Source organism: Bacillus paralicheniformis, assembly GCF_002993925.1.
GTDB classification, from domain to species: Bacteria; Bacillota; Bacilli; order Bacillales; family Bacillaceae; genus Bacillus; species Bacillus paralicheniformis.
The window spans coordinates 4,017,656-4,039,258 of record NZ_CP023665.1 but is presented as its reverse complement, the minus strand read 5'-3'; the positions used below and the strand labels follow the sequence as shown (position 1 = coordinate 4,039,258).

Below are 21,603 nucleotides of genomic sequence, written 5' to 3'. Positions count from 1 at the left end.
GCAGGAGAGGCAATTTTTCGCAATGGATATTTGCAAAGTGCATTCGGCACGGGAGAAGTTAATTTGGTAAAATGAAATGGAAACTGAAAACGGTTTGGAGGATCGATTTGATGAACATACATATATCAAGTTTGCTGCAGAAGATGGAGGACGAATTGAAAAAAGCAAAGGAATGCAGCCAGGAAAATGAATTGAAAATGCACATCGCGGTTATCCGCTCCCTTTGCGACGTCATTGTTGAACCGCAGCAGCGGCCGTCCGTCCAGTCTTCACCCTATGTTCAAACGGCCAATAAACCATCGAGCGACCAGCTGATGCTAGAAAAAATGATGGGGAGCGCCGGTGCTGAACAATACAAAAAACAAGAGAAACAAAAGCACGAAGATGACGGCAACGGAGATTCTATTTTTGATTTCTAGGCGCCGTCGGCTGTTTTAAAAAAGAGAGGTTGATCAACTTGAAACTGCTTTTTGGGGCTTTACAATGGACGGCATTTATTATTGCGGCCGCAATCGTGGTGCCCATTGCAATCGGGCAGTCATTCGGGCTGAATCAGGCAGAGACCGCTGGGCTGGTTCAAAGCACTTTTTTCGTGCTCGGCACAACGGCTTTTATCCAATGTTTATTGGGACACCGCCTGCCGATTAATGAGAGTCCGGCCGGCCTCTGGTGGGGCGTGTACACGATTTATTCCGGTCTTACAGGGACCGTATTTGCGACTCATATTGAAACGCTTCAGGGGCTGCAGGGAGCGATGTTGCTAAGCGCGGTTTTCTTCTTTATTTTTAGTTTATTTAAAGTTATTGATAAGCTGGCTGTGATGTTTACTCCTGTTGTGACGGGCATTTATTTACTGCTGCTGGTCATCCAGCTTAGCGATCCGATCGTTAAAGGTGTCATGGGGATCGGCTACCGGAAAAACGAGGTCGATATACCCGTGTTTTTGCTGGCGGTTGTGGTCATGCTGGCTACGTTTCTGATGAGCCGGTCAAACATTCCGGTTCTCAAGCAATATTCAATTTTAATTGCGCTTTTCGGCGGCTGGGTCTTATTTGCCGTATTCGGCGTGGCGAAGGCGCCTGAGCATGCGAACCAGCTGTTCCGCCTTCCGGATATTTTTCCGTTCGGAATGCCGCTGTTTGACAGCGGATTAGTCGTTACTTCGCTATTTATTACAGTATTGTTAATCGTCAATATGCTCGCCAGCATACGGGTGGTTGAAGGAGCGGTCAGACAGTTTGAGAAGCTGGAGGAGAGGAGGCGGGCACGTCCTGCCGGATTTATCGCCTCCGTCAGCCATTTGCTGAGCGGATTGCTCGGAGCTGTAGGCACGGTGCCGATATCCGGGGCGGCCGGGTTTATTCAAACGACGAGAATGTCTTCGAAAAAACCGTTTTTGCTCGGGAGTTTGATCGTGATCGTCATCAGCTTTTTCCCGCTGGTCATGAATACTTTTGCCAGCCTGCCGTCTCCGGTCGGCTTTGCGGTGAACTTCGTCGTGTTTTCAACGATGGTCGGCCTGGCATTTGCCGAATTCGATTCTTATGAAAAGGACGAGGCAGGCCGCATCCGTTTTGTTACCGGGATTGCGCTCCTTGCCGGCGTGGGGGTCATGTTTGTACCTGAAAGTGCTTTGGAAGGAATGCATCCTGTTTTTGTTTCCATTTTAAGCAATGGGCTTGTCCTTGGAACAATTGTAGCGATTGCTGCGGAACAGATGCAGCTACGGAAAAAGAAATTTGACAATATCGTGTCATGAGATGTGTAAACGTTGAAATTAAAGGCGTGTGCGCTATGATGATAAAAGAAAGGCGGGCGATTTGATCGTGAAATTATTTTTAATTTTAGGTGCTGTCAATGCGATGCTTGCGGTTGCTTTAGGGGCGTTCGGAGCTCATGGTCTTGAGGGGAAAATTCCCGAGAAATATTTGCAAATCTGGCAGACCGGCGTCCAGTATCATATGTATCATGCGCTCGGTTTAATTGCCGTCGCGCTCATCGCGTCAAAGCTTACAGATGCGGGAAGCGTAACTGCGGCAGGTTGGCTGATGTTTGCCGGAATCGTTTTATTTTCAGGAAGTTTATATGTCCTCAGCCTTACGCAAATCAGCGTCCTCGGTGCGATTACTCCGCTGGGCGGCGTGGCGTTTATTGCCGCATGGATCATGGTTGTTGTATCAGCTGTTAAATACTTGTAGCTTACTAAAAAGCCAATCTCCTGAAAGGATTGGCTTTTTTTTATTTTAACAGGGGCTGATTCATGGTAATTTAATGTTATGAACAGGGCGAAAGACCCGGCTTTTGCATTTTGACAGAAGGGATGTGCATGGCGGAGGACCGGTCTCCGTTCAAAGATGAAAATTAAAGTGATCATTGCGGATGACAATTCATTCATAAGAGAGGGTATGAAAATCATACTGAGCACTTATGATGAATTTGAAGTGCTGGCGACGGTGGAGGATGGCTTGCAAGCGGTCGAATTTTGCCGCGGCCAAGCTGTGGATATTGCACTGCTTGATGTCCGCATGCCCAACATGGATGGAGTGGAAGCTGCGCGGCTCATTTCAGAAACGGGCGCCAAGCCTTTTATTTTAACAACGTTTGATGATGACGAATACATCGTCGCTGCCATACGGAACGGAGCAAAAGGATATTTGCTGAAAAATGCCGATCCTGAGCGAATTAGAGACGCAATTAAAAGCGTGTACAACGGCCATACTGTCATGCAGGATATCATCCTCGACAAGATTAAATCCAATTTGGCGGAGCATAAAGAAGCGGAATCCAAAATAGACGAAAGCCTGTTTACCGAACGCGAGCTCGGAATTATGGCCCTGATTGCCAGAGGGCTGTCCAATAAAGAAATATCGAAAGAACTGTTTATTTCTGAAGGTACGATTGCCAATTATATTTCCTCGATTTTGGGGAAAACAGGGCTTGAACACCGGACGCAAATCGCAATTTATTATTTAACTGGAAAAGTTAACTTTTAATCTGGGGGATCACCATGGAATTGCGGATTTTGACCGGCAAACTGATTTTGCTGGGATTTATCATCTATCAATGCGTTTCTTCGGAAATTGACAATCTGCCGTGGCTTGTGTTCAGCATTCTTGTTTACGCCTGTATCAACCTCGGGATTGCAATTTTACCTGAAGGAAAAATAAAAAAGCTTTTTATTATTATGTCTGTCATCATTTCAATTTTTTCTTATGCCGAGGTGCACCCCCTATTTATTTTATTTCTTCCTTTTAGCCTGTATGAAGGAGCAGCTGATTTCGGGCTGCCGAAGTGGATGGTACTTGCCGCTTCAATCGTTCCGGTTTTGTTTATCAATGAAAGCATCTCAGCGGTCTACGCGTTGACAGCCGCTTTTCAATTTTTGCTGTACTGGGCGGCAAGCCAAGATGCAGCGCGGATTGAAAAGCTTGAACATCATATCGATCAAACGAGAAGAGACCTGGAGAAGGTAACAAACATGCTGCGGGAAAACAAAGAGTTTATCAGACAATCCGAATATACGTATAAGCTTGAGGAGCGGAACCGGCTTTCCCAGGAAATACACGATAAAATCGGCCATTCCATGACAGGAGCGCTGATTCAGCTCGAAGCGGCGAAGCGCGTCCTTGACATAGACAAGGAAAAAGCTTCCGAGCTCCTGCAAAACGCGATTAACATCTCCAAGGACGGGATCGAAAATATCAGATTGACGTTAAAAAGCGTCAAGCCGCCCTCAGAACAGATGGGTATCCATAGATTGAAGCTGTTTATCGATGAATGTTCGGCGCGGTATCATATGAATATTTCATTTTTGCATAAAGGCGATTTGGATGTTATTTCTCAAATTCAGTGGAAGATTATGTTTGAAAATATCACCGAAGCACTGACAAACTCGGTGAAATATGCAGAAGCGACACATGTATCCATCTATATTCATGTGCTGAATACGCTCATTAAAGCCGAAGTGAAAGACAATGGAAAAGGGCGGCAGAAAATCAAGAAAGGGATGGGGATCATCGGGATGGAGGAACGGGCCGCTTCTGTTAACGGAAAGGTGATTGTTGACGGTTCGAACGGCTTCTCTGTCACCACCTTGCTGCCCAAGCATGAATGATTTCATGAATTGAATATGAATTTTCTCATGTGAAAAAGATGAAATGCTGCACTGCCGCACCATTCATCTTTTTTTTATAATGAAATCAAAATGAGGTGAGAACATGAATGTATTGGAAATCCATCATCTAACAAAAAAATTTGGCGACTTCGTTGCCGTCGACAATATATCACTCTCGATCGAAGAGGGCGAAATATTTGGATTGCTCGGCGCAAACGGGGCCGGAAAGAGCACGACCATTCACATGATCTCGAGTTTGCTGAGATGCAATGAAGGCGAGATTTTGATTCTCGGAAAAAACATTGCGAAACACCGCAAATTCGCCAAGATGAATATCGGCATTGTCCCGCAGGATCTGGCCATTTACGAGGATTTAACGGCATATGAAAATGTGAAGTTTTTCGCCGGACTCTATGGTCTCCGCGGGGCCCAATTGCGCAATCGGGTGGAAGAAGCATTGCAGTTCGTCGGTTTAAGCGATAAGCATAAAAGCTTCCCGAAAAATTTTTCAGGCGGAATGAAAAGAAGGCTCAATATCGCCTGCGCGATCGCCCACAGGCCAAAGTTGATCATCATGGATGAACCAACGGTGGGAATTGATCCGCATTCGAGAAATTATATTTTGGAATCCGTCAAAAAGTTAAATGCGATGGGCTGCACGATTATTTACACCAGCCATTATATGGAAGAAGTTGAAGAGATCTGTACGCGGATCGCCATCGTGGATCATGGAAAAATTATCGCCGAAGGAACGAAGGAGCAGCTGAAATCGATCATTACCAACACGAAAGATATTCAGGTCGTTCTTAAATCGGCGGAAAATGTCGATATCGGCGAACTGAAAACGATCAGCGGCGTGGAGGCGGCTGCTCTTGAAGACAATACGATCAAAATCAACTCGGATGCAGGTGTCAATAATTTAAACCAGATTATTGAGAAGCTGATGAAAAACGGGGCCGAGATTCGTTCATTGGAAGAAAAAGCGCCTAATTTGGAAACCGTGTTCCTGACCTTGACCGGAAGACAGTTGCGCGATTAGAAAGGGGGCCATGGTTTGAATACACTCATCATTGCGAAAAAAGAAATTGTATCGGCTTTTCGGGACAAGCGGACATTCCTTTTTATGCTGGCATTTCCAATTGTACTGATTATGATTTTAGGCACCGCGCTGACGAACGCTTTCGATCAGCAAACAGCAGCGGTCGGCGAGGTTCATGTTCTGTATAAAGACAAGGCTGACGGAGCGTTTTCGGAAGGTTTTAAAACATTCGCAAAAGAAGCGAAAACATCCGGCGTTCATTTTAAAAAAATATTGTCTGATACGGATGGAAAACAAGAAATCAAACAAGGGAACTACGATGCTTACCTTGAGATCGAAAACAGCGGCATCAAGCTTTACCAAATGGATAAAAACAGTATGAAAAACAGCATTATTCAAGGAATGCTGACCGCGTTTGCAAACCGGTACAATGCCGCACAAGAGATCATCAAAGCCGCTCCTGAGCAAGCGGGTGCCGTGCTCGGGGACACACCTGGCGACCATTATATCAAGGAGACGTCTCTCAGCTCAGACAGAAAGCCCAACTCCATGGATTATTACGCGGTTACCATGACCACTCTGATCGCGCTTTACAGTGCACTAAGCGCCAGTTATTTAATAAGGGGAGAGCGGCTTGGAAAAACAGCCGACCGGCTGATCGCGGCGCCGGTTCATAAAGGCGAGATTTTTGCCGGCAAGCTGATTGGCAATCTTGTGACAAACGGATTATGTATTTTTGCCGTCGTCATATTCAGCAAATACGTATTTAAAGCGTACTGGGGAGATCATCTCGCCCTTGTGGCGGCCGTGCTGTTCAGCATCGTATTGTTTGCCGTATGCCTCGGCCTTGGCGTCAGTTATTTGACGAGAACGGGGGAAGCGGCAGTGGCGATCATTAACGTGTTGATTCCGCTGGTTGCATTTTTCGGAGGCGCTTATTTTCCTGTCGAGGGTGCGGAAGGTGTTTTAGCTTTGATCAAAGACCTGTCTCCGCTCACATGGACGAACGAAGCTATTATGAACATTATATTTGCGGACGATCTAGCGGCGGGGCTGCCCGTAATCTTGCTGAACATCGGTTTATCCCTGTTATTTCTGCTGATTGCCGTTGTCTCATTGCAGAGAAGGGAGGGGCTGTAAGATGAAAGAAATGCTATGGCTTGTCAAAAACACACTGAATGTCACCTTCAAAAAGAAAATCAATATCTTTCTGTTCGTATGTCTGCCCTTGCTAGGCATATTCGTATCGCTTTTAACAGAGGGAAGCATGGACAAGACAGATTTGCGCGTCGGAATTATCAATCATGACGGCGGACGAATCGCCGAAGATACTAAGGATTTTTTGAAGGGGATCGAGAATGTCAACATCAGCGCGGTCAGTGAAGCAGAAGGGAAAAGTCAAATTGCGTCAGGGGAGCTTGATTGCGTCATTACGTTTGAACAAGGCTTTTCTCAAAGCGTGCAGAGCGGAGAACCGGCTCATATCGCCATTGCATCTGTCAAAGGCGCTGAAATCACCGGGTTTGTGAAATCGTATGTTTATCATTACATTGATAATATCGCCGCAATCGGCAAATCGGCGCAGGGGAATGAAAAGCGTTTTGAGGAAATGTATAAAAATTACCGGAGTTCTGAAACGGGTGTCAAAACATATACGGTTGAAGACACGGCGAAAAATAGAAACATGACGGAGCGAACGGTCGGTTTTCTTCTGATGGCGATGCTTTTTTCAGCGGGAAGCTTGACCGAACTGTTAGTGAAGGAAAAAGAGAACAGAACGTATTTCAGGCTTTTGACCACACCGATAACGGCAAGACAGTACGTTATGTCCAATGTGGCCGTCAGTATGTCTGTCATCGCATGCCAAATCTTTTTAACATTGATAATGGTGAAATATGTGTTCCGGATGGAGACTGGCATCTCATTTTGGGAGATGGCAGCGGTGCTGTTGATTTTTGCGCTAAGCGCGGTCGGCCTGGCGCTGATCACCGTCGTCTTTGCAAATAGCTCCAAGTCATCCGGGGTATTGCGAAATTTAATATTTATGCCGACGATCATGCTGTCCGGATGTTTTTGGCCGATTGAAATCATGCCGTCTTTCGCACAACGTATCGCGGACTTTCTTCCGCAGCGGTGGGTGCTGGATACGCTGGCAAAATTGCAGGAGGGACAGCAGCTTCAAGGTCTTTATTTGAATATCATGATCCTGTTTGCTTTCGCTGCTGTCTTTTTCCTCATCGTTATTTACAAATTCAAACGTAATAATGATGTGAGAAACTTTGCTTAATATCTATAAAAAAAGGGTTCGGTTTTAATGAAACCGAACCTTTATCTTGGGGTATATGAGGCCATTGAATACGGATAATCATAAGTGATCGGCTCATCAAACGTAATATAGTCAAGATACACCATCAGCAGCAAATAGCGTGTGCCTGTTTTTCTGTCGCTTAAAATAATGTGGTCGCGGCCGGCTGCTTCAATTTCTCCCCGAAAGACTTTCGCATTCCATTCCGGATTGTTTTCAAATGTCATATATACGGTTGCCACTTTTCCGCGATTGAGCCGCAAAATATTTTCAATGTAGGATTGCTCAAGCGGCAGCATGCCGGGGATACTCGGTGAAGTCTGCTGTGCTGAAGGCATCGGAGGGACCTGGACTCCTGCCGGCTGCGGCTGGAACAGCTGTGGGCCGGGCTGCTGATACGATTGCTGCCCCCCCGTTTGGGTGAAAGGCTGCTGTCCATGCTGCTGGTACATTTGCCCCATCTGCCCCATCTGCGGATAAGGGTTGGGCCCCATTTGCTGCCGGAAATCCGGCATTTCAAGCTCCTGAAGCGGCTGAATCTGATTTTTTTTAAATTTCATCTCGTTCCTCCTCATTTCATTGTGTCAAAGTCATGCCTACCGTCCATACATGAGGAATGATAAAGTGCTGCTATGAAGACGATCCGGCTGTAAAAGACTCAAGATGATAGATCAATATTTCCCATCCCTTTTACAGTATGAACGGGCGGGATGGAATATGACGACACATCATGTTGGAAAGAGAAAAACAAAAAGACCGCTCGTGAAAAGAGCGGTCTTTCTGCATATTAACCTGTGATCACTTCATCTTCAGGATGGCGGATCGGCGCCTTCTTCGGCTTGGCCAGCGTAAACGCCATAGTGAGAGGCCCGACGCGGCCGATAAACATCATCATCATGATAACCGCTTTGCCTGCGGTCGTTAAATCAGGTGTCAGTCCCATCGACAGGCCGACCGTTCCAAAAGCGGAAAATACTTCAAAGACGATTTCCAAAAATGGAGCATTCTCTGTGATCGTCAATATAAATAATGCGAAAAGCACGAATAAAAAACTGATCACAATGATGGCCAAAGCTCTTAAAATGGTTTTCATTTTAATCGCCCTTTTGAACACAACCGTCTCGCTTTTTCCCCTTAAAAAGGTGATCGTCGCCAAGATCATCACGATAAACGTTGTCAGTTTAATTCCGCTTCCTGTTGACGCGCTTCCGGCTCCGATAAACATCAAAACGATGGTTAACAGGAGGGACGGCGTTGTCATCTGGGCGATATCAAGCGTATTGAATCCGGCAGTTCTCGGTGTCACACCCTGGAAGTAAGCGCCCCACATTTTGTCGGCTAAAGGCAGTCCGCCGAGCGTACCTGGATTCGAGTATTCCAAAATAAAAATCAGCAAGGCGGCTGTCGTATTGATGATCAATGTTCCAACGATCATGAGCTTGGAATGCAGCGATAATGTCCGGAAGTTTCGCTTTGTCCATAAATCCAGCAGAACGGTAAAGCCGATACCCCCTGTAATGAAAAGGCCTGTGATGACAATGTTGACAATCGGGTCGCCCACATATTGAGACAAGTTGTCCGGCCACAGGGAGAACCCCGCATTGTTAAAGGCTGAAATCGTGTTAAACAAACTATGAAACAAGCCTTTTTGCAAACCGTATTCAGGAACCCATCTGATCGAAAGGATCAAAAATGCCACAAATTCTATGACAATGGTGAAAATAAACAAATGCTTGACCAGGCGGACAAGTCCGCCTAAAGAAGTCTGGTTAAATGCTTCTTGAACGAGAATCCGCTGCTGCAGGCCGATTTTTTTGCCGATCATCATGATGACGAGAACGGCAAACGTCATTAAGCCGAGTCCGCCGATTTGAATCAGGCACATAATAACTGTTTGTCCGAAAACCGTAAAATCTGCCCCTGTATCGACAACAACAAGCCCAGTTACCGTAGTTGCAGAGGTGGCCGTGAATAAAGCATCCACCCATGAGATGTAAGTAGTGGATGCGCCGGGCAGCTTCAATAAACAGGCGCCGATGGCAATGATAATCAAGAAACTGAGCGCCAGCGTCTGCGGCGGACTAATATTGATGATCTTACCTTTTACAAGATTTGAAGAAACCAATTTAGGCATTTTTTCGTTCCTTTCTTCATCCATTCAGTCAAAACATGAATGGAGAAAAAGCAAGGTGATTTCAAATTTAAACGCAGATGGTCATGTTTCAATAATGTCAATAATGTACAGCCAGATACACCGTTTGTCAACAAAAATCAGGAGAATGAAGAGAAGGAATGCGGACGGGTCTTTTGTCCTTTACTAAAGAACAGCGAAGAAAATCAAGAGGAGCAACGCCTGGTTAAATTCTATTATTTTGCATTTCTTTTAAAAATATGACATGGAAAACATTTACTACCTGTTGAAAAAATGGTAGTTTTTAATAGAAATCACCAAAGTGCCGGCGCTTTGGGAAGAAGGCGTTGCTTGATGTTGCCTTTCTTGTACGCTTTCGTCATGACGAATGATGAAAAAAATGATGACTAGGGGGAATTGCTGTGTTGAAAAGAATGTATCGTTCTAAATTGTCAATCTTGGCGGTTAGTCTCGTGATGATGGTTTCGATTTTTCTGCCTTCGTTCCAGGCTAGCGCTCAAACAACCAAAACTGAATCTGTCTACCGCCCGGCTGCGAACGCTTCCTTGTATGCGACTATAACAGGTGCCAGCAAACAGGAGTGGTCGTTCTCGGATATTGAGCTGACGTATCGTCCGAATTCAATCCTGGCGCTGGGAACGGTTGAATTTACATTGCCGTCGGGATTTTCCGCAACAACGAAAGATACCGTGAACGGAAGAGCGTTGACTACAGGGCAAATTTTGAATAACGGAAAAACGGTAAGGCTGCCGCTTACAATTGATCTGTTGGGTATTGCGGAGTTTAAGCTTGTGCTGGCAAACAAAACGCTGCCTGCCGCAGGAAAGTATACATTCCGGGCGGAGAACAGAGTGCTGGGGCTCGGATCGACTTTCTATGCCGAATCTTCAATCGAGGTGCAAAAAAGGGCGACTCCGCCTACACAGCCGTGTAACTGCAAGTAATAGGCAAAAAAGCTCCAAAGACCGAGGTCTTTGGAGCTTTTTATCATTACACATGCAAAAATGCAGGCAGCTGTTCATTTGCGAGGCGGTTGCCGACAAAGAATGAACCGAATTCACCGTACCGGGCGCTTACTTCATCGAAGCGCATTTCATAGACGAGCTTTTTGAACTGGAGCACATCATCTGAAAAGAGCGTGACACCCCACTCATAATCGTCAAATCCGATTGAGCCGGTAATAATCTGTTTCACTTTGCCCGCATAGCCGCGGCCGATCATCCCGTGGCTGCGCATCAAGCTTCTTCTCTCTTCCATAGACAGCATGTACCAGTTGTCATCGCCCGATCTTCTTTTATCCATCGGATAGAAGCAGACATATTTGGCGTTCGGGAGCTCAGGGTACAGGCGCGCACGCACTTGCGGATTTTCGTAAGGGTCTCCCTCGCCGCTTCCCATATAGTTGCTCAGCTCGACAACGGATACGTATGAATAAGCAGGTATCGTGTATTCAGCGAGTTTGGATTTATTGAACTCAAGTTCAATTTGATTTAATTCCTCCATCGTAGGACGCAAAATCATCAGCATGAAGTCCGCTTTTTGGCCGACGATGCTGTATAGCGTGTGGCTTCCGTTTCCTTCTTTTTGAGCAGCTCCCCATTTTTCGAGAAGACCTGTAAATTCGCTGATAATGATCTGGCGCTCATCGCTTGAAAGCATTTTCCATGCGGACCAGTCCATTGTCCGGAAATCGTGAAGGGCATACCAGCCGTCAAGCGTTTGGGCGGCTTCGTTCGTTTTTTGCTGTTCGCTCATTTTGCAATCACTCCCAATTTGTATGTACTTGCCTTCATCATATCATAGTTTGCCGCGTTTTATCCGTTTAGAAGATTTGAACAAAAGGTGACGATCTGTCGTATAACTGGGAAAGGCTGTTATATACTAATAGAAGTGTTTAAACCCTGCCGCACTTAAATTAATTTAAAAAAAGCGTTTAAAAAGTGAAAGCATTATAATAAAATACAGAAGGATTGAATTTATATCACAAAAGAGTATGCTTAATAGAGAAATGAAGTATTTGTGACACTTTCAAGGAGGGTATATAGTGGCAGATCTATTTACAACAGTGCAGGAAAAAGTAGCAGGAAAAGGAGTTAAAATCGTATTTCCGGAAGGTATGGACGAGCGCATTCTCAAAGCTGTCAACGATTTGGCCGGAAACAACGTATTAAAGCCGATCCTTGTGGGAAACGAGCAGGAAATCAAAGATAAAGCGAACGGGTTGAATTTGACGCTGGATGGCGTTGACATATACGATCCTCATACATACGAAGGAATGGAAGACCTTGTTCAGGCTTTCGTTGAACGCCGCAAAGGAAAAGCGACGGAAGAACAGGCCCGCCAAATCCTTTTAGATGAGAACTATTTTGGAACGATGCTTGTTTATAAAGGGCTTGCCGACGGTCTTGTCAGCGGTGCGGCTCATTCAACAGCGGATACGGTTCGCCCTGCGCTGCAAATTATTAAAACAAAAGAAGGCGTGAAGAAAACTTCCGGCGTGTTTATCATGGCGCGCGGCGATGAGCAGTATGTATTTGCAGACTGTGCGATCAATATTGCGCCTGACAGTCAGGACCTTGCGGAAATTGCAATCGAAAGTGCGAACACAGCGAAAATGTTCAACATTGACCCTCGTGTCGCCATGCTCAGCTTTTCAACAAAAGGCTCTGCAAAATCAGACGAAACTGAAAAGGTAGCCAATGCGGTTGCGATCGCCAAAGAAAAAGCGCCTGAGCTTACACTGGACGGCGAATTCCAATTTGATGCGGCATTCGTTCCATCTGTCGCCGAGAAAAAAGCGCCGGACTCCGTCATTAAAGGTGATGCAAACGTATTTGTTTTCCCAAGCCTTGAAGCGGGGAACATCGGCTATAAAATCGCTCAGCGCCTCGGCAACTTCGAAGCGGTCGGTCCGATTCTGCAAGGGCTGAACATGCCTGTAAACGACCTCTCCAGAGGATGCAACGCTGAAGACGTTTATAATCTTGCGCTGATTACGGCAGTTCAAGCGCTGTAATTTGTTTTTGAAAAAGGTGAACCTGAAGAGGTTCGCCTTTTTTTATGCTTCAATCGCTACATTCAGCAGAGATTCCGCCCCTTTCCGACCGGGATCGAGAGGCGGCCACTGACAAAGGTCAAAAGGAAAATCGGAACCCGGAACAAGGCGGTCTTCTCCGATGAGCTTCTTCAAATATGCCGCGCTTTCTTTCTCCCACAGCACGCTGTCAAACCAAAACTTCCGCAAATATTCGCGCGGCGGCGCCGAGAGCGATGAAGAAACGCCGGCCCATTTGTCATATCCTTTGTCCAGTCTTCCGATCTGATAGGGCAAAAAGCCGCCGCCGTGCGCCAGCAGAATTTTCACATTGCGAAAACGGTCTGTAAACCCGCTTAACAAAAGATCAGCGGCGCAAATTGTCGTTTCCCACGGAACGCCGATCAAATTTGGCAGCATCCTGCGGCGAAGCCGCGGATCTTCAGAAAGGAGCGGATGGATAAAGATAATCGCTTTTCTTCTGTCAGCCGTTTCCCAAAACGGTGTAAATGCTTCGTCTGAGAGAAGCATTTGCGAAGCGCCGGGGCCGATAATCGCTCCTTTAAGGCCGTTGTTCATCGCTTCATTCAGGCGCTCGCTCGCCTTTAAAGGGCTGTTCAGCGGGACGGTGCCGAGGCCTGAAAGGCGGCCGTCGTGTTTTTTAACCCACCCGGCAAGCGCTTTGTTGTATACAAAGGACAATTCGTCTGTGATTTCTTCGGCGAGATCGTAAAGGAAAAGCTGGGGAACCGGCGATACCAATGAGTGTGAGACGCCGGCTTCCTGCTGGGCTTCCAAATATAAAGCTTCCTGGTAGAACAGCTCTTTTAATTCAAAGCCCCATTTGTGATTGACCGTCAAAAACTCCGCTTGGCGGCCATCCTTTTTTTCGCGGACGGCGTGGACCTTCTTTTCATTGTCGTCCAGCCAAAGCAGCACATCGTGCGGTATAAAGTGCGTGTGAAGATCATACAAAGCCGATTCCCCCAATTTTTATATTCGTTTCCAGTACCCGATTCTTTCGGAAATATCCCGGGCCGCTTTTTTCACTTGGTATACGATTTTCGCCTGCCGGGCCTTTATGCGTTCTGCCGGACCTACGACACTGACGGCGTACAACACTCGTCCCGCGTGGTTTCTGACGGGAGCTGAGATGGATGTGACACCATCAATGAATTCCCCGCAACTGACGTCAAACCCGTTTTCTTTAACGGTTTTCAGCGCCTCCCTCAATTTGTCCTCGTCTGTAATCGTTTGTTTTGTACAGCTTTTCAAGCCTTCCTTCACATACTCATCCAATATGCCGTCTTCGTCAAAGGCGAGAAGCACCTTGCCCGAGCTTGTGCAATGCATCGGGTTTTGCCGCCCGATATATGAGAGAAGTTCGACAGGGCGGGGGCATTCCGTCCGATTGAGATAAACGACGCTGAGCTCGCGTCGCATCGCAATATGCGACGTTTCGCCGGTCTCTTCTGTCAGCCGTTTGAGGACCGGCTGGGATTCGCGGTTGATTTCAAGAGTGCAGTTGACAATGGTGTTTAACTTCAGAACCGATAAGCCGAGCTTGTATCTTCTGGATTCCGGGTCCTTCATGACAAACCCTTCGCTTTCCAATGTAGTCAAAAGGCGCGATACTGTGCTTTTTCCGAGGCCGAGCGATGAGGCGAGTTCGGTTAGTTTCTTTTCCGGTGTCTCTAATGTAAACGATTGAAGCAGACGAAGTGCATTTTTTACTGAACCGAGCAGCTGGTGGTCCTTTGTCTCAACAGTCATAGGTTCCTCAACTCTCTCCCTTGTTTTCGTTGCCTTTTATTCCATAATATAACATGATTTAAAAAATAAAAAAGCGGAAAATATCAAATTTTCGGAAAAATGTCTGATTTGTTCCGCATAGAGGAACATTGCTGTTTTCTTGTCGTTTAAAATCATTTAACTTAATGGAAAGGATTTGAAAAGGAGGATGTTTGTAGAATATGAATGTTCAGACCCCATCGGCAAAACTCGTAAAACCTTTTGACTGTCAGCACTACATAAACGGCAGGTACTTTCCTTCAGAGAACGGCAGTACGTTTGACAACATCAACCCGGCTACACAGGAAATCATCGGGAGCGTTGCGGAAGGAGGCAAAAAAGAGGTCGATCTTGCAGTCGCGGCAGCAAGGCGTGCTTTAAACGGACGCTGGAAAAACATGACCGCTGACGAAAGGATTCGGATCATCAGAAAGGTCGGCGACATCATACTTGAGCGTAAAGACGAACTGGCAAGGCTCGAGACATTGGATACGGGGAAGCCGCTTTCGCTCTCAAGTAATTTAGATATTCCGCGGGCTGCTTTCAACTTTCATTTTTTTGCGGATTTTATGAGAGGAGCCGGAACAGAAGCTTACCAAACTGACGATCTTGCAATCAATTATGCGATCCGCCGTCCGGTCGGCGTCGTCGGGCTGATCAATCCGTGGAACTTGCCGCTGCTTTTGCTGACGTGGAAATTGGCGCCTTGTCTGGCGGCGGGAAATACAGCCGTCATCAAACCGGCTGAACTGACGCCGCTGACAGCCACGCTCCTCGGGGAAATCTGCCATGATGCAGGAATGCCTGACGGAGTCGTCAACATCGTCCACGGGTTTGGGCCTGATTCCGCCGGCGCTGCGCTTTCTGAGCATCCCGATGTTGATGCGATATCTTTCACGGGAGAAACGACAACCGGCAAAATCATTATGGAAGCTGCTTCGAAAACATTAAAGAAACTTTCCTTTGAATTGGGAGGAAAGAACCCGAATATTATTTTTGCCGATGCCGACATGGAGGAAGCCGTCAGCATCTCATTGAAATCGAGTTTCGTCAACCAGGGCGAAGTATGTATGAGTGGCTCCCGCATCTATGTCGAGCGGGAAGCGTATGACGAATTTCTGAACAAGTTCGTTGAGAAAACGAAAGAGCTCAAAGTCGGCGATCCTTTTGATCCGGATACGAATATCGGCGCCTTAATTTCTTCTGAACACACCGAGCGTGTGATGAACTACATCGAATTGGCCAAACGGGAAGGCGGCGTTATTTTAACCGGAGGAAAACGCCCTGAAGGACAGGAATCCGGCTGCTTTCTTGAACCGACGATTATCACCGGACTTTCCCGCAATTCCAGGCTCATCAAAGAAGAAATCTTCGGGCCAGTCGTGACGGTGATTCCGTTCGACGAAGAGGAGGAAGTTATTGCACAGGCTAATGATACACATTACGGATTAAGCGCGACCGTATGGACGAACGACCTCCGCCGGGCGCACCGCGTAGCCGGGCAAATCGAATCGGGCATGGTATGGGTCAACAGCTGGTTTCTCCGCGATCTTCGGACACCGTTTGGCGGCATGAAACAGAGCGGGCTCGGACGAGAAGGAGGCATTCACAGCCTCGAATTCTTCAGCGAATTAACCAATATTTGCATCAAGCTGTAAAAGGAGGAAAACGGATGAATGCCACAGCATTGAAGGATACGGCGCGCCTCTTGTATCTTGCTGAAACAGAGAAGCGCGAGGTTGAAAGAATCACAAAGGACTACCCGGAGCTGACCGTCGAAGAGGCGTATGCGATTCAAGAAGAACTGATTCAACTGAAATTATGGGATGGCAACGGCATTATCGGTCCGAAAATGGGCCTGACAAGCCGGGCGAAAATGGAGCAGATGAACGTCGAGGAGCCGATCTACGGTTATATTTTTGAAGATATGATCGTACCAAACGGCGGAAGCATCCGGATGAACGAGCTGATTCACCCGAAGGTTGAAGCCGAGATTGCTTTTGTGCTTGGAAAGGATATTGAAGGGCCGGGTGTTACAAAGGAGAAGGTCCTTGAAGCCGTTGCTGAATTGATTCCCGTTCTTGAAGTGATTGACAGCCGTTATGAAAACTTCTCATTTACCCTGCCTGATGTCATTGCGGACAATGCGTCATCTTCAAGGGTGGTGTTAGGTGAAAAAGTGAAGATGCCGGACCATTTCAAGCTTGATGAAGCAAAAGTCTCTTTAGTGATAAACGGCGAGGTCAAAGAGCAGGGCACTGGTGCAGCAGTTGTCGGACATCCCGCAAATTCGGCGGCCATGCTCGCCAATATGCTCTCCAGGAAGAAACAAAAGCTTGCGGCCGGTAGCATCATTTTAACGGGCGGTGTAACGGGAGCTGTCATGCTGCAGCCGGGCGACCGCGTTTCAGCACAAGTAGAAGGACTGGGAGATGTATCATTTTCAGTCCAATCATAACCTGAGGTGATCATATGCCGATCGTTCATATTCAATTATTAGAAGGCCGGCCGCCTGAAAAGGTCGAGGAAGTCATTCAAAAAGTGACGGAAACGTTGAGCGCCACCCTTGATGCTCCGAGGGAAAACGTCCGTGTTCTTGTCACCGAAATTCCTAAAAGCCACTGGGGCATAGGCGGAACACCGGTTTCAAAATTAAGACCTTAAAGAAGGCGACGGGAGGAATCTACATGTCAATCGAATTGGCGGCGCTTGTTCCGCATACACCGAGGATGTGCTTTGAAGATAAAACCCCTGACTTTCAAAAAGAGCTGGTCAAAGGGATGAAGCGGCTCTCCGGGATCATCGAAAGAATTCAGCCTGATGCCGTTGTCTTGATTTCCTGTCACTGGACGTCAAGCTTCGATCATCTGATCGATGCGGCTCCCGATCATCAAGGCGTTTTAACAGCTTTGGAGTGCCCGAATTTAATTTCCGATGTTCCGTATTCTTACCCCGGGGACACGGAATTGGCGCTGCAGTTGGCCGAAGCCGGCGCAAAAGAGGGGCTTTCCGTCATTCCTATCAACGATCCCGCCTACTGCTGGGACTACGGGACAGTTGTTCCGCTGCGCTATCTCGTTCCAAAAGGGGATATTCCGGTCATCGATTTATCGGTTACATTGGCGGCGAACCTGGAAGAAACGTATTTGTGGGGCCGGATTGCCGGAAGAGTACTGAAGGAAAGCAGAAAGAAAATCGTGTTCATCAGCAGCGGGGCACTCAGCCACCATTTGGTGAGAGGGCCCGAATGCATGCCGACTTTGGCCGAACAGGCCCTCGATGCTCAATTTTTAACCTATTTAACAGACAACGATCTTATATCTGCTCAGCAGATGCTGCCTCAATATGCTAAAAATGCCGGACTTGAAGCTGGCGGCCGTCACATTGCAATGCTTTTGGGCGTGCTTGAAGACGGATGTAAAAGCACGTTTTACGGATACGGCCAGTCTTCCGGGAGCTCCAATGTCGTCATGGCATTCGAACCTGCGGGGCAAAAAGCTCGCACGCACGCTTTCAATGAAAAAGACACCGTACGTTAAGCTGTTCTCATAATACGATTAGAATCGTGGAGGGAAACATGAAAAATCGTTCAGTTCATCCAGCAGAAATCATGGCGGCCAGCAAATTCAACAAAGTGCATCTGACTGTTTTCCTATGGTGTTTTTTCGCCATCGCCTTTGACGGTTATGATATTGCGATGTACGGCGTCAGCTTGCCGTGGCTGATGGAGGAATGGAGCCTGACCGCCATTCAAGCCGGAGCGATCGGCAGCTATACATTGATCGGTATGATGCTCGGCGCACTTATTTTTTCACCGCTCGCAGATCAATACGGCCGCAAAAAGGTGTTAGGCTTCTGTATTTTTCTGTTCAGCCTGTTTACGGCATTGGCCGGGCTGATCGATTCTCCGCTTTTGTTTACGATCATGCGGTTTCTTGCTGCTCTTGGAATGGGCGGGTTGATGCCAAATGCGATTTCGCTGATGACCGAATATTCGCCGAAAAAAAACAGAGCGGTGATCGTAGCCGCCATGTATTGCGGCTATTCCGCAGGCGGTGTGCTGGCGTCTCTCGTCGGCATGTTCGCCGTGCCCGGGACAAGCTGGAGAGTGCTGTATCTGATCGGAGCCGTGCCGCTCTTTGTGCTCCCGTTTTTTTTCAGCCGGTTCCCCGAATCTCTGTCATTTTACGTTTTGAAGAAGAAGACGAAAGCGTTGGCTGAGATTCTCAATCAGGTGCATCCGGCGGGACGGTACAGGGAAGACGACAATTATCAAATTTCGGTGATTGCGAAAGAAAAGAAGGGCTTTCCAGTTAAAAAACTGTTCGAACAAAAACGTGCAGCGAGCACATTCGCATTCTGGCTTTCCGTTTTCAGCTGCCTTCTCATGGTCTACGGCTTAAATACATGGCTTCCGAAAATGATGCAGGAGTCAGGTTACGGGCTGTCGTCAAGCTTGTCATTTAATCTGGCGCTGTGCAGCGGACAAGCCGCAGGAGCGGTACTCGGCGGATATTTGGCAGATAAGGCCGGCCATAAAAAAGTGCTTGCGGCGATGTATGTCATCGGGGCCTTTTGTTTTGCAGCGTTTGGAATGACGATGAACGCCGTTCTTCTGTACTTGCTGATTGCTTTAGGCGGAGCATGCACTGTCGGAGCGCAAAATATCGCCAATCCTTATATTTCAGAATATTATCCGAAAGAAATCAGAGCGACCGGAATCGGCTGGGCGCTCGGGGTCGGCAGACTCGGAGCGATCATTGCCCCTTCGCTGTTTGCATTGATTCTTGCTGCCGGGATGGAGCCGAAGCAGGCTTTCATGGTGTTCGCGATCCCGAGTGTTTTTGCTGCGCTTGGCATCATGCTCGTCCAAGAGAAGCATGCTTCATTTGATTTTGTCTCTAAATCGGAAAGCGCCGAGTTTACGTTAGAAGCCACATCAAAACATGGATAAAGGGAGGAAACCATTTTGCGGACACAAGTGGGAATTATCGGAGCGGGGCCTGCCGGGCTTATGCTCGCAAACCTGCTCCAACGCCGGGGAATCGAAGCGGTCGTGATCGAATCCCGCTCGCGAAAGGAGATTGAAGAAACCATCCGTGCAGGCGTTCTTGAACAGATGACGGTAGATTTGCTAAATGAAACAGGCGCCGGTGAACGGATGATGAAAACAGCCATGTTTCATCAAGGGATTGAGATCCGCTTTGGCGGCAAGCGGCACAGAATTGATATGCACAAGCTGACGGGAGGAAAGTACATTGCCATCTATCCCCAGCATGAAGTGATCAAAGATTTAATCGACGTCCGTCTGCAATCGGGAGGGCGCATCGTTTTCAATGTGTCTGGCGTCCGCCTGTCAAATATTGATACAGAAGCGCCCGTCATCACTTATCAGACTGAAAACGGCGATACAGAAGAACTGACCTGCGATTTCATTGCGGGGTGCGACGGATTTCATGGGCCGAGCAGACAAAGCATTCCGAGGGAGATCCGCAAAGAGTACGAAAAGGTGTACCCATACGGATGGCTCGGCATATTGGCTGAAGCCCCTCCGTCCTCGTCTGAACTTGTGTATGCCCATCATGAGGACGGGTTTGCCCTCGTCAGCACGAGGACTCCGGAAATCCAGCGGCTTTACCTGCAAGTCAGCCCTTCAGATTCAATCGGGAACTGGCCGGACGAAAGGATATGGGAGAAGCTTCATTTAAGGCTGTCGGCCGATGACGGATGGAAGCTGACTGAAGGCCCTGTGATTCAAAAGAACATTGTCTCGATGAGAAGCTTTATATGCGATCCGATGCAATACGGCAGACTGTATTTAGCGGGGGATGCCGCGCATATTGTACCGCCGACCGGTGCGAAAGGCCTGAATCTTGCGATGGCGGATGTCCAACGGCTTGCGTGGGCGCTCGAAGACTATTACGAAGCCGGCAATACCGAACGGCTGGACCGCTATTCTGAGGCTTGCCTCCGCCGCGTCTGGAAAGCGGAGCGCTTTTCCTGGTATATGACATCCCTGCTGCACCGTCATCACGGCTACACGCCATTTGACTACCAAATTCAATTGGCTGAGCTTGACCATGTCACAACCTCAACAGCGGCCGCTCAAAGTCTTGCCGAAAATTACGTCGGGCTGCCGCTCGAATTCGGAGAACCGTCTTTAAGCGTCACATGAATGAAGGAGAAGCGCCGGAGATAAGAAAAATCCCACATCATGTTTTCGTAAATGGTATAATGGATGTTGGCTGAAATGCATAACGAAAGGGTTTACAATATATATGGCAAAGCAACCGATTGATCTACTCATCCAGCCGAAATGGAGAATTATTGACCAATCCAGCCTCGGCCCATATTTTGATGCAAAACAATCATTTGCGATAGATGATACGCTGTGCGCTTCTGTCGGAAAGGGTTTGTCTCCGGCGACGGCGCGTTCCTGGGTGCACCATGACACGATCGTGCTCGGAATTCAGGATACAAGGCTTCCTTATTTACAAGACGGGATTTCATTGCTTGAAGAAGCGGGCTATCAAGTCATCGTTCGCAATTCCGGCGGACTGGCCGTCGTTTTGGACAGCGGGGTTTTAAACGTTTCGCTGATTTTTCAGGATAAGAAAAACGGAATTGATATCGACCGGGGCTATGAAGCGATGTTTGAGCTCGTTAAGCGAATGCTGTCATCCTATGACGCAGCAATCGAAGCCTATGAAATCAAAGGCTCTTACTGTCCGGGGAGCTTTGATTTGAGCATCGGGGGAAGGAAGTTTGCGGGAATTTCCCAGAGGCGGCTGAGAGGCGGAGTGGCTGTTCAAATTTATTTATGCGCTGATCAAAGCGGAAGCGGTCGCGCTGAGCTGATCAAACGTTTCTACGACACCGCATTGAAAGACATGCGCGGGAAAACAAAAGCCGTTTATCCCGATATTCGCCCGGAAACGATGGCTTCGCTCTCCGAGCTTCTCAATGAAGACATCTCGGTGCAGGACTTGATGCTCTTGCTTCTGACACAGCTGAAAGAGCTGGGCGGGGAGATTTATCAAGGCCCCCTCACGCCCGCAGAAGAAGAAGCCTATGAAAAAAACCTCGTCCGTATGATTGAGCGGAATGAAAAAGTTTTTGGATAGAAGAAGAGCCTCTGCGCTCCCGTTATATTCGTTGCCAGGCATGC

General features: G+C 47.6%; 22 protein-coding genes. 17 read left to right on the top strand and 5 right to left on the bottom strand.

What is annotated here, in order from left to right:
- The first annotated feature begins 110 nt into the window (after nt 1–110).
- The 8 genes from CP943_RS20655 to CP943_RS20620 all read left to right on the top strand — a co-directional run bounded on the left by CP943_RS20655 (nt 111) and on the right by CP943_RS20620 (nt 7,440).
- Complete coding sequence (locus CP943_RS20655) at nt 111–419, top strand: YwdI family protein (protein WP_023857026.1); 309 nt, start codon at nt 111–113, stop codon at nt 417–419.
- A 38-nt stretch (nt 420–457) separates the two neighbouring features.
- Nucleotides 458–1,759 carry a purine/pyrimidine permease gene (locus tag CP943_RS20650; protein WP_023857027.1) on the top strand — a complete coding sequence of 434 codons (1,302 nt, stop codon included), beginning with the start codon at nt 458–460 and terminating at the stop codon, nt 1,757–1,759.
- 67 nt (nt 1,760–1,826) lie between these two features.
- A complete protein-coding gene (locus CP943_RS20645) occupies nt 1,827–2,198 on the top strand; it encodes a DUF423 domain-containing protein (protein ID WP_025810614.1) in 372 nt (123 codons plus the stop codon).
- Between the two features lie 156 nt (nt 2,199–2,354).
- A complete protein-coding gene (locus CP943_RS20640; RefSeq protein ID WP_023857029.1) occupies nt 2,355–2,993 on the top strand; it encodes a response regulator in 639 nt (212 codons plus the stop codon).
- Between the two features lie 14 nt (nt 2,994–3,007).
- Nucleotides 3,008–4,114 (top strand): sensor histidine kinase, encoded by a 1,107-nt coding sequence (locus CP943_RS20635; protein WP_105981281.1) that lies wholly within the window; start codon nt 3,008–3,010, stop codon nt 4,112–4,114.
- Nucleotides 4,115–4,217: 103 nt separating this feature from the next.
- Nucleotides 4,218–5,153, top strand: coding sequence for an ABC transporter ATP-binding protein (locus CP943_RS20630; RefSeq protein WP_023857031.1), 936 nt, complete (start codon nt 4,218–4,220; stop codon nt 5,151–5,153).
- Between the two features lie 15 nt (nt 5,154–5,168).
- Nucleotides 5,169–6,293 carry an ABC transporter permease gene (locus tag CP943_RS20625; protein WP_023857032.1) on the top strand — a complete coding sequence of 375 codons (1,125 nt, stop codon included), beginning with the start codon at nt 5,169–5,171 and terminating at the stop codon, nt 6,291–6,293.
- 1 nt (nt 6,294) lies between these two features.
- Nucleotides 6,295–7,440, top strand: coding sequence for an ABC transporter permease (locus tag CP943_RS20620; RefSeq protein WP_020453328.1), 1,146 nt, complete (start codon nt 6,295–6,297; stop codon nt 7,438–7,440).
- Between the two features lie 41 nt (nt 7,441–7,481).
- Here CP943_RS20620 and gerQ read toward each other — a convergent pair whose 3' ends face one another.
- Both gerQ and CP943_RS20610 read right to left on the bottom strand, forming a co-directional pair.
- Nucleotides 7,482–8,018 (bottom strand): spore coat protein GerQ, encoded by a 537-nt coding sequence (gene gerQ / locus CP943_RS20615; RefSeq protein ID WP_020453327.1) that lies wholly within the window; start codon nt 8,016–8,018, stop codon nt 7,482–7,484.
- Nucleotides 8,019–8,245: 227 nt separating this feature from the next.
- Nucleotides 8,246–9,592: a TrkH family potassium uptake protein gene (locus CP943_RS20610; RefSeq protein WP_020453326.1), complete on the bottom strand. Its 1,347-nt coding sequence runs from the start codon at nt 9,590–9,592 to the stop codon at nt 8,246–8,248.
- Nucleotides 9,593–10,014: 422 nt separating this feature from the next.
- Between CP943_RS20610 and bslA the strand changes: the two genes are divergently transcribed.
- A complete protein-coding gene (gene bslA, locus CP943_RS20600; RefSeq protein WP_023857033.1) occupies nt 10,015–10,554 on the top strand; it encodes a biofilm surface layer hydrophobin BslA in 540 nt (179 codons plus the stop codon).
- A gap of 46 nt (nt 10,555–10,600) precedes the next feature.
- On the opposite strand, the gene hemQ is transcribed toward bslA, so the two are convergent.
- Nucleotides 10,601–11,365 (bottom strand): hydrogen peroxide-dependent heme synthase, encoded by a 765-nt coding sequence (gene hemQ, locus CP943_RS20595; protein WP_020453323.1) that lies wholly within the window; start codon nt 11,363–11,365, stop codon nt 10,601–10,603.
- A gap of 289 nt (nt 11,366–11,654) precedes the next feature.
- Between hemQ and pta the strand changes: the two genes are divergently transcribed.
- Entirely contained in the window at nt 11,655–12,626 is a 972-nt protein-coding gene (gene pta / locus CP943_RS20590; protein WP_020453322.1) for a phosphate acetyltransferase, read from the top strand.
- Nucleotides 12,627–12,668: 42 nt separating this feature from the next.
- Here the strand turns inward: pta and CP943_RS20585 are convergent, their stop codons facing one another.
- Together CP943_RS20585 and CP943_RS20580 are read right to left on the bottom strand one after the other, a co-directional pair.
- On the bottom strand, nt 12,669–13,619 hold the full coding sequence (locus CP943_RS20585) for an amidohydrolase family protein (protein ID WP_048350408.1): 951 nt from the start codon (nt 13,617–13,619) through the stop codon (nt 12,669–12,671).
- A gap of 18 nt (nt 13,620–13,637) precedes the next feature.
- The gene (locus CP943_RS20580) at nt 13,638–14,417 is read right to left on the bottom strand and encodes an IclR family transcriptional regulator (RefSeq protein ID WP_105981280.1); all 780 of its coding nucleotides are present in this window, start codon (nt 14,415–14,417) and stop codon (nt 13,638–13,640) included.
- 200 nt (nt 14,418–14,617) lie between these two features.
- Between CP943_RS20580 and CP943_RS20575 the strand changes: the two genes are divergently transcribed.
- The 7 genes from CP943_RS20575 (at nt 14,618) to CP943_RS20545 (ending at nt 21,559) form a co-directional block, all read left to right on the top strand.
- On the top strand, nt 14,618–16,093 hold the full coding sequence (locus tag CP943_RS20575; RefSeq protein ID WP_025810619.1) for an aldehyde dehydrogenase: 1,476 nt from the start codon (nt 14,618–14,620) through the stop codon (nt 16,091–16,093).
- Between the two features lie 14 nt (nt 16,094–16,107).
- Entirely contained in the window at nt 16,108–16,893 is a 786-nt protein-coding gene (locus CP943_RS20570) for a 2-keto-4-pentenoate hydratase (RefSeq protein WP_023857037.1), read from the top strand.
- Nucleotides 16,894–16,907: 14 nt separating this feature from the next.
- Nucleotides 16,908–17,099: a 4-oxalocrotonate tautomerase gene (locus CP943_RS20565; protein ID WP_020453317.1), complete on the top strand. Its 192-nt coding sequence runs from the start codon at nt 16,908–16,910 to the stop codon at nt 17,097–17,099.
- A gap of 23 nt (nt 17,100–17,122) precedes the next feature.
- Complete coding sequence (locus CP943_RS20560) at nt 17,123–17,974, top strand: DODA-type extradiol aromatic ring-opening family dioxygenase (protein ID WP_023857038.1); 852 nt, start codon at nt 17,123–17,125, stop codon at nt 17,972–17,974.
- A 38-nt stretch (nt 17,975–18,012) separates the two neighbouring features.
- Nucleotides 18,013–19,389: an MFS transporter gene (locus CP943_RS20555; protein ID WP_023857039.1), complete on the top strand. Its 1,377-nt coding sequence runs from the start codon at nt 18,013–18,015 to the stop codon at nt 19,387–19,389.
- A 15-nt stretch (nt 19,390–19,404) separates the two neighbouring features.
- Nucleotides 19,405–20,610: a 4-hydroxybenzoate 3-monooxygenase gene (pobA, locus tag CP943_RS20550; protein WP_105981279.1), complete on the top strand. Its 1,206-nt coding sequence runs from the start codon at nt 19,405–19,407 to the stop codon at nt 20,608–20,610.
- 103 nt (nt 20,611–20,713) lie between these two features.
- On the top strand, nt 20,714–21,559 hold the full coding sequence (locus CP943_RS20545) for an octanoyl-[GcvH]:protein N-octanoyltransferase (RefSeq protein ID WP_026580256.1): 846 nt from the start codon (nt 20,714–20,716) through the stop codon (nt 21,557–21,559).
- Nucleotides 21,560–21,603: the final 44 nt, after the last annotated feature.

Excerpts from the sequence above, each read along its gene's own strand:
- CP943_RS20655 (WP_023857026.1), top strand. The coding sequence starts at position 111 with ATGAACATACATATATCAAGTTTGCTGCAGAAGATGGAGGACGAATTG.
- CP943_RS20640 (WP_023857029.1), top strand. The coding sequence starts at position 2,355 with ATGAAAATTAAAGTGATCATTGCGGATGACAATTCATTCATAAGAGAG.
- CP943_RS20635 (WP_105981281.1), top strand. The coding sequence starts at position 3,008 with ATGGAATTGCGGATTTTGACCGGCAAACTGATTTTGCTGGGATTTATC.
- CP943_RS20630 (WP_023857031.1), top strand. The coding sequence starts at position 4,218 with ATGAATGTATTGGAAATCCATCATCTAACAAAAAAATTTGGCGACTTC.
- CP943_RS20620 (WP_020453328.1), top strand. The coding sequence starts at position 6,295 with ATGAAAGAAATGCTATGGCTTGTCAAAAACACACTGAATGTCACCTTC.
- gerQ (WP_020453327.1), bottom strand. The coding sequence starts at position 8,018 with ATGAAATTTAAAAAAAATCAGATTCAGCCGCTTCAGGAGCTTGAAATG.
- CP943_RS20610 (WP_020453326.1), bottom strand. The coding sequence starts at position 9,592 with ATGCCTAAATTGGTTTCTTCAAATCTTGTAAAAGGTAAGATCATCAAT.
- hemQ (WP_020453323.1), bottom strand. The coding sequence starts at position 11,365 with ATGAGCGAACAGCAAAAAACGAACGAAGCCGCCCAAACGCTTGACGGC.
- CP943_RS20580 (WP_105981280.1), bottom strand. The coding sequence starts at position 14,417 with ATGACTGTTGAGACAAAGGACCACCAGCTGCTCGGTTCAGTAAAAAAT.
- CP943_RS20575 (WP_025810619.1), top strand. The coding sequence starts at position 14,618 with ATGAATGTTCAGACCCCATCGGCAAAACTCGTAAAACCTTTTGACTGT.
- CP943_RS20570 (WP_023857037.1), top strand. The coding sequence starts at position 16,108 with ATGAATGCCACAGCATTGAAGGATACGGCGCGCCTCTTGTATCTTGCT.
- CP943_RS20565 (WP_020453317.1), top strand. The coding sequence starts at position 16,908 with ATGCCGATCGTTCATATTCAATTATTAGAAGGCCGGCCGCCTGAAAAG.
- CP943_RS20560 (WP_023857038.1), top strand. The coding sequence starts at position 17,123 with ATGTCAATCGAATTGGCGGCGCTTGTTCCGCATACACCGAGGATGTGC.
- CP943_RS20555 (WP_023857039.1), top strand. The coding sequence starts at position 18,013 with ATGAAAAATCGTTCAGTTCATCCAGCAGAAATCATGGCGGCCAGCAAA.
- CP943_RS20545 (WP_026580256.1), top strand. The coding sequence starts at position 20,714 with ATGGCAAAGCAACCGATTGATCTACTCATCCAGCCGAAATGGAGAATT.